The 15,235-nt window shown below is 68.5% G+C and carries 12 protein-coding genes; 10 read left to right on the top strand and 2 right to left on the bottom strand.

All coding sequences use genetic code 11. The features are described from left to right. The first annotated feature begins 19 nt into the window (after nucleotides 1-19). From FXF68_RS24180 to FXF68_RS24140, 10 genes are all read left to right on the top strand, one after another. Nucleotides 20-853, top strand: coding sequence for an SUKH-4 family immunity protein (locus FXF68_RS24180; protein ID WP_148762929.1), 834 nt, complete (start codon nucleotides 20-22; stop codon nucleotides 851-853). A 63-nt stretch (nucleotides 854-916) separates the two neighbouring features. After that, nucleotides 917-4,009: a DEAD/DEAH box helicase gene (locus FXF68_RS24175; RefSeq protein WP_148762927.1), complete on the top strand. Its 3,093-nt coding sequence runs from the start codon at nucleotides 917-919 to the stop codon at nucleotides 4,007-4,009. Nucleotides 4,010-4,268: 259 nt separating this feature from the next. Then, the gene (locus FXF68_RS42520; protein WP_187438083.1) at nucleotides 4,269-4,448 is read left to right on the top strand and encodes a hypothetical protein; all 180 of its coding nucleotides are present in this window, start codon (nucleotides 4,269-4,271) and stop codon (nucleotides 4,446-4,448) included. A 144-nt stretch (nucleotides 4,449-4,592) separates the two neighbouring features. Further along, a complete protein-coding gene (locus tag FXF68_RS24170) occupies nucleotides 4,593-5,360 on the top strand; it encodes a glutamate ABC transporter substrate-binding protein (RefSeq protein WP_148762925.1) in 768 nt (255 codons plus the stop codon). A 54-nt stretch (nucleotides 5,361-5,414) separates the two neighbouring features. Next, the gene (locus FXF68_RS24165; RefSeq protein ID WP_148762923.1) at nucleotides 5,415-6,074 is read left to right on the top strand and encodes a hypothetical protein; all 660 of its coding nucleotides are present in this window, start codon (nucleotides 5,415-5,417) and stop codon (nucleotides 6,072-6,074) included. A 243-nt stretch (nucleotides 6,075-6,317) separates the two neighbouring features. Continuing rightward, entirely contained in the window at nucleotides 6,318-7,391 is a 1,074-nt protein-coding gene (locus tag FXF68_RS24160) for an XRE family transcriptional regulator (protein ID WP_148762921.1), read from the top strand. 623 nt (nucleotides 7,392-8,014) lie between these two features. Then, entirely contained in the window at nucleotides 8,015-8,881 is an 867-nt protein-coding gene (locus tag FXF68_RS24155; protein ID WP_246178914.1) for a helix-turn-helix domain-containing protein, read from the top strand. A 52-nt stretch (nucleotides 8,882-8,933) separates the two neighbouring features. Further along, nucleotides 8,934-9,551 carry an alpha-ketoglutarate-dependent dioxygenase AlkB gene (locus FXF68_RS24150; RefSeq protein ID WP_148762919.1) on the top strand — a complete coding sequence of 206 codons (618 nt, stop codon included), beginning with the start codon at nucleotides 8,934-8,936 and terminating at the stop codon, nucleotides 9,549-9,551. 140 nt (nucleotides 9,552-9,691) lie between these two features. Next, nucleotides 9,692-12,646, top strand: coding sequence for a right-handed parallel beta-helix repeat-containing protein (locus FXF68_RS24145; RefSeq protein ID WP_246178913.1), 2,955 nt, complete (start codon nucleotides 9,692-9,694; stop codon nucleotides 12,644-12,646). A 141-nt stretch (nucleotides 12,647-12,787) separates the two neighbouring features. Continuing rightward, complete coding sequence (locus tag FXF68_RS24140) at nucleotides 12,788-13,480, top strand: maleylpyruvate isomerase family mycothiol-dependent enzyme (RefSeq protein ID WP_187438082.1); 693 nt, start codon at nucleotides 12,788-12,790, stop codon at nucleotides 13,478-13,480. A 152-nt stretch (nucleotides 13,481-13,632) separates the two neighbouring features. On the opposite strand, the gene FXF68_RS24135 is transcribed toward FXF68_RS24140, so the two are convergent. Then, entirely contained in the window at nucleotides 13,633-13,842 is a 210-nt protein-coding gene (locus tag FXF68_RS24135; RefSeq protein ID WP_222870064.1) for a DUF397 domain-containing protein, read from the bottom strand. Nucleotides 13,843-14,219: 377 nt separating this feature from the next. Continuing rightward, nucleotides 14,220-15,092: a helix-turn-helix domain-containing protein gene (locus tag FXF68_RS24130; RefSeq protein WP_148762911.1), complete on the bottom strand. Its 873-nt coding sequence runs from the start codon at nucleotides 15,090-15,092 to the stop codon at nucleotides 14,220-14,222. Nucleotides 15,093-15,235: the final 143 nt, after the last annotated feature.

Here is a 15,235-nt window from a genome sequence, read left to right as displayed (position 1 = left end):
CGACTGCCAGACTGGACCGATGAGGGAAGACCTGGCCACCCGCCTCACCGAGCACTTCGGCGCCCTGCGCCCCATCGACCCGGCGCCCGTCCCCGAGGCGGCCCGCCCCGCCCTCGCCGCCGGACTACCCGTCCAAGTCCCGCCGTACTTCTACGCCACGGACGACGAACCCCTAACGCTCGGCGAATACGCGGCCTCAATAGACGCCCCGCACCTCCCGCCCGAAAAGGCCACATGGTGCCGCCTGGGCACAGACCAAGGCGCCGAAATCTGCCTAACCCCCACCGGCGCAGTCGAAGCCGTCTTCGTAGTAGCCGACGTAGCCCCAATGCACGTAAACGCCGACGTAGCGTCCTTCCTAGAATCACTCCTAGCCCTCGACGAGGCCCTCCCCACCCTCCGCTCCCCTGGCACCCAGGACCCCGTCGAAGTCTTCCGCACCCTCCGCACCCGCCTCCTGGAAACAGACGCCCCCGCCCTCGACGACGACGAATCGTGGTGGCCCCGCGTCCTGGAACTCATCCGCCACGCTTTGAGCTTCCCCGCCTCCGTCGCCTTCGAAATAGAAGAACCAGACGGAACCAAACACATAGAGACCGAGGAAACCCGCGTCGGCGTGGAACACCCCGAACACACCCTCTGGGCACGCCTCTCCGCTCAGGGCGTCCACCCCGACCAGGTGACCCGCGTCTACACCGAACTAGAACCCTGCTTCATGCCTGGCAACTACTGCGCCATGTGGCTGAACATCTTCCCCAACGCCGACTTCACCTACAGCCACGACTACGGCCCCACCGCCCAAAACCGAGAAGCAGGCCTCCTAGACCTAATCCAATCCACCACCACCTCCTAACCGCCCCTGGCCGAGTCTCCAGTTATCGGCGTTTCTGTCGGGGACGTCCCCTACCGTTGGCCCATGGCTGAGCTTGCCCCCGGCATCTACGAGCAGGTGGTCACCGCCGAGCTACAGCGGCGCCTGGAGGCAGTCGACGACGACCTCGTCCATCGCGATGACTTGAAAAGAGTCGACGCCGAGGAACTGCTCGTCCGACACCTGGCAACCCAGATCCGGCGCGCGCTCAGGATCGCCGGAGGGCAGCAGGCGAACATCGCCGACCAGGTAAGTGCCGCCAACCGCATCAGCCATGCGATCGCGTCCGTGGTCCCGGAGGCGGCGAGCGGCGACGACCTCCTCGCTTCGAGCCAGGACGTGTTGCTCGCCATTGCCGAAGGTCGCTTGCCGGACGGTGCCGTCGCCTTCCCGGAACGGCCGGACGTCCCGTTGACCTCCAGCGCCCTGCTGGTCAACGGCCGCGAGCAGCCGCAGATCGGGCGTGAGGTCGTCAAGGAGCTGGCCTCCGCCAATCGGGTCGATCTCCTCATCGCTTTCGTCAAGTGGCACGGCCTTCGGCTCATCGAGGACGCCCTGCAGGGCTTCCTCTCCCGCGGCGGAAAATTGCGGGTCATCACCACGACCTATATGGGCGCGACGGAACTCCGCGCGGTCGAAAAGCTCGTCTCCATGGGTGCCGAGGTGGCCGTCTCATACGAGACGCACCGCACCCGACTACATGCCAAGGCCTGGCTGTTCCACCGGAACTCGGGACTGGATACCGCCTATGTAGGCTCGTCCAATCTATCGCGGACGGCGATGCTGGACGGAGTGGAGTGGAATGTGCGGCTCGCCCGAGCCGAGCAGCCACATCTGGTCGATACGTTCGCGGCAACCTTCGAGGATTACTGGAACGACCCCGCCTTCGAGCTCTACGACCCCGAACGCGACCACCAGCGACTCGCGGCCGCACTCGCGAGCGAGCAAGGCGAACAGCGGAACCTTCCGCTCCAAGTGGCCAACATCGACGTCGTGCCACGGCCTTACCAGCAAGAAGTTCTCGACGTGTTGCAGGCAGCACGGGAGAACCATGGCCACTGGCGCAACCTTGTCGTCATGGCGACGGGCACCGGCAAAACCATCGTGGCCGCTCTTGACTATAAGCGCCTCCGCGAAGCCGGGAAGATAGAGTCACTTCTCTTTGTTGCCCACCGCAAAGAGATCTTGGCGCAGAGCCTAGCCATGTTCCGGACCGTGCTAAAGGACGCAAACTTCGGCGAACTACTGGTGGACGGAGATCGTCCCTCGCAATGGCGGCACGTGTTCGCATCCATTCAATCGCTCAGATCCCTACCTCATCTCGCATCCGATCGTTTCGATATGGTGATCGTCGACGAATTCCACCATGCGGCGGCACGCTCCTACGGTGAGCTTCTCGACAACATCACCCCTGTTGCTCTGCTCGGACTCACCGCAACGCCCGAGCGCGCCGATGGCGAAGACATCCTGCATTGGTTCGACGGAGGGCGCCCCACTGCCGAGCTTCGCCTGTGGGAAGCGCTGGAGCGCGGCATGCTCGTGCCATTCCACTACTTCGGCATCCACGACGATGTAGATCTCTCGCACATCTCCTGGCGAAGCGGTCACTACGACGCTCAGGAGCTAACCGAGCTCTACACCCGCCATGATGCCCGCGTCTCCATGGTCGTCGAAGCCTTGGAAAGAAAGCTCGATGACCTTGCAACGATGAAGGCCGTCGGTTTCTGCGTGAGCATCGCGCATGCGGATTTCATGGCCGCCCGGTTCACGCAGCGAGGGATTCCCGCCCTGGCCGTAACGTCAAAGATGACCGCCCAGGAGCGCGCCGTCGCCCTACAGAAACTCCGCAGCAGCGAGAGCAAGATAGTCTTTACTGTCGACCTGTTCAATGAGGGCGTGGACGTCCCCGACATCAATACCGTTTTGTTCCTCAGACCCACCGAGAGCGCTACCGTCTTCCTTCAACAATTGGGTCGCGGTCTCAGACTGACCAGCAATAAACCCGTCCTCACTGTTCTAGATTTTGTTGGTCTACAGCGCAAGGAGTTCCGGTTCGATAGACGTTTCACCGCGCTGACCGGGAAGCGTCGCGGGCAGCTAGAGCATGAGATAGAGGCCGGTTTCCCCACCCTGCCAGCCGGCTGCTCCATCGATCTGGACCGCGAGGTCAGCAAGATCGTCCTCGCCAACATCAAGCAGACCCTCAGCCTTCGCTGGAAGGACCTTACTTCCGAGCTGAAAGAACAAGGCGATGTGTCCCTGGGCGACTTCCTCGATCACAGCGGACGGGAAGTTGAGGATCTCTACCGCGGCAGCAGAGGTGGGTGGGCGGCGCTGCGCCGAGATGTAAATCTCGATCAGCGCCCGATCCCGTCTGCGGACGACGACACGAGCCAGCGCAAAATGATCGGCCGGCTGCTCCACATCAACGACCCGGAACGCCTCAACTTCCTTCGCAATCTTCTCAGTCGCCCGACGCCACCCAGCCTTGCCGAGGCGACCCTTCAGGAACAGCTGTTGCTCTCGATGCTGAACACGGCCTTCGATGCCCGCAAGGATCTCAGCGCGGTGGAGCAGCACCTGGCCCGGTTGTGGATCAACTCCGCGCGCCGCGAAGAACTCCTCGAAGTGATCGACGTGCTCTACGCGAGAATCGACCGCCTCACACCGGCCATCCCCGAGGTCTCTGACCTGCCACTACGGCTTCACGCCCGCTACACGCGGGGCGAGGCCCTGGCTGCGTTCGGGTTGGAGATCTCGGGCTACATGGTCGCTGGCGTCCAATGGTTCCCCGAGGTGCAGGCGGACGTCTTCCTAGTCACGATCAATAAGACCGAGGCGCAGTTCACTCCGTCCACGATGTACAACGACAGGGCGATCAGCCAGACGCTCTTCCAGTGGGAATCTCAGGGGCGGACGCGGGAGCGTTCGGAGACCGGGCAGCGCTACATCAATCACGCTGCCCGCGGCTCGACGGTCCACCTGTTCCTGCGTGAAGAGAAGGAAGACGCCTATGACTACGCCGGGCCCATGACGTACCTCTCGCACGAAAGTGAGCGGCCGATGCGCATCGTCTGGGAGCTGACCTATCCGCTTCCGGCTGATGTCTTTCACTACGCCAAAGTGAATACCGGATGACACTTGCGCCAGGTCAGGCGCGCGGTCTGTAGTTGGTCCATCACGCTTAGCGTGCCGAGGTAGGCGTGTCGCTCTGCAAGGGAGCAGGTGGTGGGCAGTGGCGGATGAGGGGAATCCGGCGGAGCAGGGGCCGGATGGGGAAGGGTCTTGGTTGGGGCGGGGGGTTGCTTTGTTGACTCCTGTGTTCGCTGTGGCTGCCGGGTGGTTGGCGGGGGTTGTGGCGCAGGCTGTGCCTGGGGCTCATCTGGACGAGGGGCAGGTGACCGCATTCATGGTGGCGGGGGCCACGGCGGCGTTGGGGGCCGGGTGGAAATGGTTGCAGGGGTGGCAGCAGCACGAGAGTTACGTGGCGGAGGGGAAGGCCCCGCCCGTGCGGAGCAGTCGGGAGCGGGAGCAGAAGCGGAGGCAGAAGCAGAAGCGGAAGCTGCGTAAGGGCTGATGGCGGTTCATGGTTCGGGTTAGCCGTGTGACCTGCGGCCTTTTGGTAGGTGACATGTTGTGGTCGCGGGCAGAACATGTGGTGTTCATCTTTTGATCGCGTCGTGGTTGTAGCCATGGGCGGGTGCGTTCCGTATTCGGGGTCATGGCTTTGAGCGTCGCGCTGGTCGGGTGCACCGTGGCGCAGGCTTCGGTTTCGGGGGACGGGGTCATCGTCATCGGAGTCAAGGCGGATCAACCTGGTCTCGGTTACCGGGAGCAAGGGGTGTTCCGCGGGTTCGAGGTCGATGTCGGGACCTATATCGCTCGGCGGCTCGGGGCATCGCGGGTGCGGTTCCGGGAAGTGCGGTCGGACAACCGGGAACGGAAGCTGAACGACCATTCCGTCGACCTCGTGCTGGCGTCGTACTCGATCACGCCCGACCGGGCGAAGCTGGTGACGTTCGGTGGTGCCTATTACGTGGCGCATCAGGACGTGATGGTGCGGAGTGGAGAGACGGCGATCCGCAGTGTGCGCGACCTGGCGGGACGGCGGATGTGCAAGGCGAGCGGTTCGGTTTCGACTGAGCGGGTCGTCAAGGGGCTGAGCATTCCGGCGAGGCTCGTCCCGGGGTCGTCCTATAGCGACTGTGTGGCGAAGTTGCGGGCCGGGGCGGTCGACGCCGTTTCCACTGGGGATCTGGTGTTGGCCGGATTCGCGGCGAGCGACCTGCACATCCTCAACCAGCCGTTCACCGACGAGAGTTATGGCGTCGGGATGCGCAAGGGCGAGATCGACCGGTGCGAGAAGGTCAACCGGGCCATCACCACCATGTACCAGGACGGGACGGCCGCCAAGCTCCTGCGCAAATGGTTCGGGAAGAGCCGTATCCCGCTCGTCGAGGAGGTCCCGCAGTTCGAGGGCTGCTCGTAGGGGCTCGGAGGACGGCGGCTCGGAATGTCGGAGGCGCCGCCTAGGGTGGCGAGCGTGGCTGAGGACAGGGTCGTTTGGGACGAACTCCGCACGGCGGGCTTCCTGCATGCCCTGCGGGACGCGCACCGGGAGGCCACGCTGGTCCTGTTCGGGGGGCTGAGCCGGGCCGCGGGGTTCAAGGAGCGGACGTACGGGGTCGGCGCGTTCGAGTTGCTGGAGAGCCATCTCGACCGCGTCTTCAAGCGCGACCTGGCGGAGACGGTCGTCCGGGACGACCTGAACGGGTCGCCCGGGTGGCGGTACGGGCCCTACCGGGTGCTGCTCAAGCGGCACGAGTTCGGCAACGTCCGGTCGATCCGGTGGGACCGGGACAGTCCCACCAAGCAGGCCGTGGCGCGGCAGGGGTACGTCGACGATCCGCAGTTGGAGCTGCCGCTCGGGATCCAGCGCGACACGCCCGGGGTGATCACGCTGGTCCTCGCGCACAGCGCCAGCGAGGAACCGCTGGAAATGGAGCTTTTCCTGGGACGTCCCAGGTGGAACGCGGACGGAGGTACGGCCTGGCACTGGATACGGGAGATCGACGACGCCATCGGGCCTGATCCACGTCGTAAGCTCGTCGAGCGGACCATGCCGCTCTGGGACGACGCCGACGGCAAGGACGACACCGACGACGTCCCCATGCGGCTCCGCAGGGAGACGAGATCGGCCTGACGACGACATCGGCCTGGCGAACCGGATCGGGTTCACCGGAGAGGTCAGCCTGACGACCAGGTCGGCCTGGGGTGAGGTCGGCCTAGCAATCAGGTCGGCCTCGTGTGAGGTCGGCCTGGCGATCAGGCCAGCTCGATGCGAGGTCGGCCCGGGGCGGTGTCGGCTTGGCGGCAAGGTTGGCCTGGCAATTGGGGCGGCTTAGCGGCAGGATCGGGTCGGCAACGGAGATCGGGTTAGCAAAGGGTGGCGCGGGTGCTGTTCGACTGCGAGCGGCTGACGCTCGCCAGGCGGCTCAGGGGCCTGCGCAAGAACCAGCTCGCGGAGGCCATCGGGACGACGCCGAAGGCGATCGGGCGGTACGAGGCCGGGGTGCAGCGGCCCGACGAGCCGACCGTCAGACGCCTGGCGATCGCGCTCGGCGTGCCCGTGGCGTTCTTCGGCGCCGGACGGAGCCCGGTGTCGCTGGACGGCGCCCACTTCCGCTCGCTGCGCTCGACCAGCCAGATCGAGCGCGACCAGGCGCTCGCGTACGGGCGCATCGCCACGGATGTCGTCGCCGCGCTTGAGGAGCTCGTCGACCTGCCCGAGGTGGAGCTGCCGGAGTACGTCGTCCCGCCGGACGAGATCGCCGGGAGCGGGCCCGTCGAGGCGGCCAGGCTTGCGCGCAAGGCACTGGTCGCCGAGCCCGGGCCGGTGCCGCACGTGGTGCGCCTGCTGGAGGCGCACGGCGTGGTCGTGCTCGTGCTGCCGGACGCGGCGGAACGGGTGGACGCGTTCAGCGTCGGCGTCCATCCGCGCCCGATGGTCTTCTTCAATCCGGCCAAAGGCGATTACTGGCGTAACCGTTTCGACGGCGCGCACGAGCTGGGTCATTTGGTGATGCACGCCGACGCCGAGCCCGGCGAGAAGATCGTCGAAGATCAGGCGCATCGGTTCGCGGCGGAATTCCTCATGCCCGCGGACGAGATCGGCGATGAACTGCCGAACCAGGCCGACTGGGAACGGCTCGGCGAGCTGAAGGCGGCCTGGGGCGTCAGCATGGCGGCGCTCCTCTATCGGGCGCGCACGCTCGGCGTGATGACGGAGACCGCGTACCGGACGGCGATGTCCGCGCTGAGCTCGCGGGGCTGGCGGCGCCAGGAGCCGGGCCCGGCGCGCCCGCTCGAACAGCCGACGATGCTGACCCGGGCCCTGGAAATCGTCGCCACGGCGGGCACCGACCGCGACCGGGTCGCCGCCCTGGCCCACGTGACCAGAGCCGACCTGGACCTACTCGTCCCCCACCGCCGCCACACCACCGTCCCCAACAACAACTGACACACCGACCAACCCCACGCCCCCCAACGAGCCCGGCACCTGACCTGGAACGCCGCGCCCGCAATTGACACGCCCGAGCGGACCCCACGGCCCCCGGACAAGCCCGGCACCGAACCCGGAGCGCCCCGCCCGAAGCTGACACCCCCGACCCGAACCCCACACGGGCCCCCGAACGAGCCCGGCACCCAACTCGGAACGCCGCGCCCATAGCTGACACGCCCGACCGGACCCCCACGGCCCCCGAACGAGCCCGGCACCGAACCCGGAGCGCCCCGCCCGAAGCTGACACCCCCGACCCGAACCCCACGGCACCCCCCAACGAGGCTGGCACCCCGCCTGGCGCCCCGTCCGCATACACGGGAAAGGGGATGGGCGCCGCAGGAGCACACCCCGGCGTCTGCCCGCGGCGGGACGGCAGTCAACCAAGGGGGCGGGTGCAGGAAAGGGTGCGGGGCAGGTCGGGCGGTGAGTGGGCAATGGGGGTTCTTGCCAATCACGCTGACGATGTGATTTGTAAAGCCGGGACGAGAGTGACATATCTCTGACGCGAGGTCTCCTGCGCGTCCGGCAATGCCTGTGAGACCCTCCGAGGGTCGTCGTGGCCTACGAGCACTGGAGAAAGAGTGCTGGACAATCGGGAGGCCGGTCCGACCGCGCTGCGCATGCAGATCGGCGCGCGGCTGCGTCGGATGCGGGAGGACAGGGGCATCGGGCGGGCCGAGGCCGGTGCGGCGATCCGCGGCTCGGAGTCCAAGATGTGCCGCCTCGAGCTGGGCCGGCACGGCTTCAAGGTCCGCGACGTCCTGGACCTGCTGGACCTCTACGGCATCGAGGACGAGGACGAGCGGGAGAGCTTCGTCGAACTCGTCCAGGAGGCGAAGAAGCCGGGCTGGTGGCAGAGCTACGGCGACGTCGTGCCGAGCTGGTTCGAGCAGTATGTCGGCCTTGAGCAGTCGGCGACGACGATCCGCTCCTACGAGGTGCAGTACATCCCGGGGCTGCTCCAGACGCAGGAGTACGCGCGCGCCGTCATCGGGCTGGAGCATTTCGACGCGGGCTACGACGGGCTCGACCGGCGGCTCACGGTGCGGCTGACGCGGCAGAAGATCCTTTTCCGTTCGGTCACGCCGGTCCGGCTGTGGGCGGTCATCGACGAGGCGGCGCTGCGCAGGCCGATCGGCGGGACGGCGACGATGCGCGCCCAGGTCGAGCACCTGATCGCCGTCGCGGAGGCGCTGCCGAACGTGAACATCCAGATCCTGCCGTTCGCGGCGGGCGGGCACCTCGCGCTCGGCGGGCCGGTCACGATCATCCGGTTCGGCGAGGACGAGCTGGACGACGTCGTCTACCTCGAACAGCTCACCAGCGCCCGCTACCCGGAGGGCCGGGAGGCCGAGCGCTACCAGCACATCATGGACCTGCTCGCGATCCGGGCCGCGCCGCCCGCGCGCAGCATCACGCTCCTCAAGGAGCTGGTGAAGGAATTCTGAGTCCGGCGCCGCCGATCGAACACATGTTTGATTCAGCGGGTACAGTGGTGGCATGTTCCAGGCTTCACTGCTGGACGACACGGACGAGCGCGGTCCGCGTCCGCTGACCGACGCGCGGCGGACACGGCTGTCCGGGGGCGCCTGGGTCGACGTCCTGCCCGGCTGGATCCCCGGGGCGGACGCGCTGTTCGAGCGGCTCCTGGAGACCGTGCCGTGGCGGGCGGAGCGGCGGCACATGTACGACCGGGTCGTGGACGTCCCGCGCCTGCTCGCCTTCTACGACGAGGGCGCTCCCCTGCCCGACCCCGTCCTGGACGAGGCGAAGTCCGCGCTGGACGACCACTACGCAAGCGAACTGAAGGAACCGTTCCGTACGGCGGGGCTCTGCCTCTACCGGGACGGACGCGACAGCGTCGCCTGGCACGGCGACCGGATAGGGAGGGGCGCATCTGAAGACACCATGGTCGCGATCCTGTCGGTGGGAACTCCCCGGAGCCTGCTCCTGCGGCCTCGCGGCGGCGGCGCGACCGTCCGCCACGAGTTGGGGCACGGCGATCTGATCGTGATGGGCGGAAGCTGCCAGCGCACGTGGGAACACGCCATCCCGAAGAGCGCTCGCGTGACCGGCCCACGGATCAGCGTGCAGTTCAGGCCCCGCGGAGTCCGCTGACCATCACCACCAAGCCACCGGCCAGGGGTTCGGGCAGGCGCACGGAAGGGGGTTGAGCGCGCGGCATCGGGCGGCAGGGACAGGTCACCTCATGGCACCATAACGGTGATTCGGGAGGAGGCCCGTTGCTTCGTCTGGTCGTGTCTCAGACCTCTCCGGGGGCGTATCGGACGGTACTGGACGCGCTGCAGGCGCCGGTCCCGCCGTTCACGCCCGCCGGGCGGCACATCCTGATCGAGCCCGGCCAGTACCCGAACACCGGGTTCCGCAGTTCGGGCGACTTCGTGCTGACGGCCGTCGGCGGGCCGGGGTCGGTCACGCTGGACGGCGCCACGGACGCCACGATCGAGCTGACCGGCAACGTGACGCTGCAGGGCCTCGTCATCCGGAACTGGAGCGCGGAGGGCGCCGCGCTGGACGTCTCCGAGGGCAGCGTCCTCGCCGAGCAGTGCCAGTTCGTGAGCCGGTCCGAGGCGGTGGCGGTGCGGGCGTGGAACGGCGGACGGCTCGCGCTGAAGAACTGCCGGGTGCAGGACGGCGCGGTCGTGTACTCGGCCGCGTCCGGGATCATGGAGTCCACCGATGTCTCCGGGCCGGACGGCAACGCGGTCGCGATCCGGATGGGCAGCGCGGTCACGGTCCGGTCCTGCCGGATCGAGGGCGCGGGCGGCAGCGGGATCTGGGTGACGGAGGGCTCCAGGCCGCTGATCGAGCAGTGCACGGTGACGGGCGCCGGGGCGGCGTCCGTCCTGGTGGACGACCGCGCGGACGCGGCCGTCCGCAACTCGGCGCTGCACGGGTCGGGGCAGTGCTCGCTCGTCGTCCGCGACAACGCGAACGTGCTCGCCGAGGACTGCCTGATCGCGGACGCGACGCTGGAGGCCGTGTGGGTGACGGCGGGCGGGACGCTGACCGCGAAGCGCGTCCGGGCGGAGTCGCCGCTGCGCACCGGCATCGCCGTCGAGGAGGCCACCGCCACCTTCGAGGACTGCGAGGTCGTCGAAGCGTCCTTGAACGGCGTGTACGTCGGCGCGCGGGCCCGCGCCACGTTCCTGCGCGGCCGGGTGGAGCGCGCGACGACCGGCGTCCTCGTGGGCACGGACGGCGACGGGACGTTCGACCGCACCATCGTCACGGACAGCACGACGTGCGGGGTGAACGCCGACCCCGACTCGGACGTGCTCCTCCGCGACTGCTCGATCCTGAACAGCGGCGGGTCGGGCGTCCTCGCGACCCCGTCGGCGCGGGTGCAGCTGGAGCGGGTGACGAGCGAGGGGAACGCCGTCCCGGACGCCTCCGACTTCGAGCCGGAGGAGCCGCCTACCGCGCAGGTGCGGGAACCGGAGGCGGCACCCGGCGCGGGCCCCGTCCCGCCGAAGGGCGCGGGCCGCATGCCGGGCGCGGGCCCGGACGGCGGCGGCGGCGGAGGCACGGCCGACGCGCTGCTCGCCGAACTGGACGCGATGGTCGGCCTCGCCGGGGTGAAACGCGAGATCAGGAAGCTGACGAACCTGCAGAAGGTGGCCGAGCAGCGGCGCCTCGCCGGGCTGCCGCCGGGCCCGGCGATCGGCCGCCACATGGTGTTCGCCGGACCGCCCGGCACGGGCAAGACGACCGTCGCGCGCCTGTACGGGCGCATTCTCGCGGCGCTCGGCGTCGTGGAGAACGGCGAGGTCGTCGAGGTGAGCAGGGCCGACCTCGTGTCGGAGAACGTGGGCGGCACGGCGTTGAAGACGTCCGCCGCGTTCGACCGGGCGCGCGGCGGGGTGCTGTTCCTGGACGAGGCGTACGCGCTGTCCCGCAAGACGTCGGGCACCGATTTCGGGCAGGAGGCCATCGACACCCTCGTCAAACTCATGGAGGACCACCGCGACGAGGTCGTCGTCATCGCGGCCGGATACTCGGCGGAGATGCGCGAGTTCCTCGCCGCGAACCCCGGCCTGAAATCGCGGATCTCCCGGACGGTGGAGTTCGAGAACTACAGCCCCGCCGAACTCCTCCAGATCACGGCGGCGCAGGCGGAGAAGGACGGCTACCGGCTGTCCGACGACGCGCGCGACGCGATCCTCGACCATTTCAAGTCCGTCCGGCGGGACGCGACGTTTGGCAACGGGCGGGCCGCGCGCCGGGTGTTCGAGGCGGCGGTGGAGCGGCAGGCGCAGCGCCTCGCCGACCTCGCCGAGCTGCCGTCCGGCGACGAGCTGAGCCTGCTCCTCGCCGAGGACCTCGACGTCGAGACGGGCCTCGCCGCCCGGTTCGGCGAGGCCCGCGACTCCGACCAGGTCGCGCACGTCCTCGGCCGGCTGATCGGGATGACCGGGCTCACGGAGGTCAAGCAGGAGATCAGCGACCTGCTGGACCTGCTCGCCTCGTCCCGGCGCCGCCGCGAGGCCGGGCTCGAAGCGGAGCCGTTCACCGGGCACCTGGTCTTCGCCGGGCCGCCGGGCACGGGCAAGACGACGGTCGCGCGCCTGTACGGGGAGCTGCTGGCGGCGCTCGGCGTCCTCGCGCAGGGGCAGGTCGTCGAGGCGGCGCGGGTCGACCTCGTCGGGCAGTACGTCGGGCACACCGCGCAGAAGACGGCGGAGGTGTTCGAGCGGGCGCGCGGCGGCGTCCTGTTCGTGGACGAGGCGTACTCGCTGTCGCGGCCCGTCGACGGCGGGCACGACTTCGGGCTGGAGGCGATCGACACCCTGGTCAAGCTGATGGAGGACCACCGCGACGAGGTGATCGTGATCGCCGCCGGGTACTCGTCCGAGATGGACGGCTTCCTCGCCGCGAACCCGGGCCTCGCCTCCCGCTTCGCGCGGACGCTGACCTTCCGTCCCTACGACGTCGACGGACTCGTGTCGATCTTCCTGGGCAAGGCGGAGGCGGCGGACTACCTCGTCCCGGAGCCGACGCGGGAGGCCCTCGTCGCGCACCTGGAAGCGCACCGCGAGCGGTACCGGGAGGGCAACGGCCGCGAGGTCGACAAGCTGTTCCGATCGGCGGTCACCGCGCACGCCCGCCGCACCGAGCAACTCGCGGGCGGCGGCACGGAACTGACGACCGAGCAACTCTCCACCCTCCTCCCAGCGGACATCGCGCCATGACCGAAGAACAAGGCGCCATGACCGAGGGCACCAAGCCATGACCGGCGGGCGTCGCGCCATGACCGGCAGGCGTCCCGCCATCACCGGCAGGTGTTGCGCCATGACCGGCAGGTGTTGCCGCATCGCAGGGGGCACCCTGCCGTGAGCGGGGTCGAGCCGCTCGCCACGATCACGGCCGCGACGCGGGCCCTGCTCGGCACGGCGGGGCGGCTCGACGACGCGGCGTGCCGCGCGCCGTCCCTGCTGCCCGGCTGGACGCGGGGGCACGTCCTCACCCATGTCGCGCGCAACGCCGACGGCGGCACGCGCCTGCTGACCTGGGCGCGGACGGGCGTCGAGTCCTACGAGTACCCGAGCCTGGAGGCCCGTGCCGCCGAGATCGAGGACGGCTCGGGACGTCCCGCCGCCGCGCTCGTCGCCGACGTACGGGAGAGCGCCCGCCGGTTCGCCGACGCCTACACGCTGATGTCCGAAGAGGCTTGGGAGCGGGTCGTCCAGTGGACGTCGGGCATCCGGCATCCGGCGGCGCGGGCGTCGGACGCGCGACTGACCGAGGTGCTCGTCCACCACGTCGACCTGGACGCCGGGTTCACGCCCCGCGACTGGCCCGCCGGCTTCACGGCCCGGATGCTGGACACCGTGGTCGCCGCGTTCGCCCGCCGGGACGACGCGCCCGACCTGCGGCTGCGCGCCACCGACACGGGACGCGACCTCGGCGGCGGCGACCGCGTCGTCGCGGGGACGGAGGCGTCCCTGCTCGCCTGGCTGATGGGACGCTCCTCCGGCGCCGCCCTCGCGGGCGCCGAGGGGATCGCGGTCCCGTTCCTCTACTGAGGCGGCGGCCCGCCTCCGCCGCCTCCGCCGCGCCGCACTCCGGCTCTTTCCCGCGTTTTCGGCGGCTATTGTCAGGAGTGCACAGTCAAGCCGTCGCGCGACGGTTTATGTCCACAGTTTTCCAACACGGTGCGGTAAATGCGTCGCGGGACTCAACGGGCGTCCAGTTCGCCGCTCTGGATCGCCGACACCAGCGCATTCCACTGTGCAGAATCGAGCGTCAGGACGCCCGCCGCGGTATCGCGCGAATCCCGGACCAGGACCACTCGGCCGAGGGGCGCCACCTCGACGCATTCGTTCGCCCCACCGCTCCTGCTGCCCTTGCGCCAGGTCAGCGACGCCACTTGTTTCGACAGGTTCACGATCCAGCAACCCTCCATCCAATGCCGGCGGGTGCCGTCTCGCCATCCGATCGGGCAAGAACACCCGCCCGGCGAACACCAAGCAGGGCACAACAAACCACGACCTTGTGGATAATTTCCCGATCACGAGTGTAAACGGTTCCTGTTATTCCGCCTACACGGGGCCACAAGATCACGCTGCGTGCTATGCGGGCCACTCGCCTTGTGGGTGCCTTGCGCGGCTGTCACCTCCGGTGGCGTCGGGGAGGAGTGATACGACGATTTCGCGGTGAAACGGAGTTACGGCGGTCGAGTCAGGCCATCGGCTCGACGAGTCGGACCATCGGGTCTTCGAGGAGGGCCATCGGTCCTGCCGGGGCCGTCGGGTCTTCGGTCGGTCAGCCCATCAGGTCTTCGGCGGCCTGCCGGAGGAGCGTGATCGACTCGTCGGCCGACAGCGCCGTCTCGCGGAGTTCCTCGAAGGCGTCGCGATACTCGGGGATCGCCTCGTCGTCGCCCGAGAGCATCACGCTGGCGCCGGGCCGGCCCTCCAGATAGAGGACGTCGTCGAGGTCGCCGTCGAACTCCAGCAGGCTGAACGGCCCGTCGAGCCCCGGGTGCGCGCCCACGGCGAACGGGATGATCCGCACGGTCACCAGGTCGTCGCGTTCGGCGACGTCGGCGATGTGGTTCAGCTGGTTGGGCATGATCGCGGGATCGGTGCTGATGCCGACGTGGCGGCGGATGACCGCCTCGTCGATGATGTAGTGCTGCCGGGGCGGGTTCCGGCGCTCGGCGAGCTCCTTCTGCCGCTGGATGCGGAGCTTCACCGCGAGGACCCGGGACCGCTCGGACGCCCTGCCGGTGGCCAGCACCTCCGCGTATTCGGGGGTCTGAATCAGCCCGGGGACCACCGTCCCGTGGAATTGCCGGATGTAGGCCGCGCCCGCCGAATAGCCCACGTAGTTGAGGAAGCTGGGATTGAGCTCGCCCTTGTACTCGTTCCACCAGGCGGGCTCGCGCGCGCCGCGGGCCAGGGCCTGCAGCCGTTCCTGCCGTTCCTCCGAGGTGACCCCGTACACCCTCAGCAATGCCTGCAGATCGGTGCGGGTAATGGAGTTCTTACCGCCCTCCACCCGGATGAGCTTCGAGGGGGACCATTCGAGTTCACCGGCGACGTGCTCCTGCGTCAGGCCCTTCTCTTTCCGCAGCCGGACGAGCTCGGCCCGGAGAAGTGCGCTCTGGACGATCGGCCCCTGGTCACTGGTCATCGCAATCGCTCACTCTATGTAGTCGATGCCACCAGGCCGCGTGCAATCTGGCAGCTCGCTACCTCGCATCGTACGTCACGCCATCCGGCCACCTGACGTCGCCCCCGCGAGCCCCTACTCAAGAAACAGACCCCGTCATATCG

Source organism: Actinomadura decatromicini, from assembly GCF_008121305.1.
In the GTDB taxonomy this organism is placed as follows: Bacteria; Actinomycetota; Actinomycetes; order Streptosporangiales; family Streptosporangiaceae; genus Spirillospora; species Spirillospora syzygii.
The sequence above is the reverse complement of the archived record's forward strand: the minus strand, read 5'-3'. Positions and strand labels throughout refer to the sequence as shown.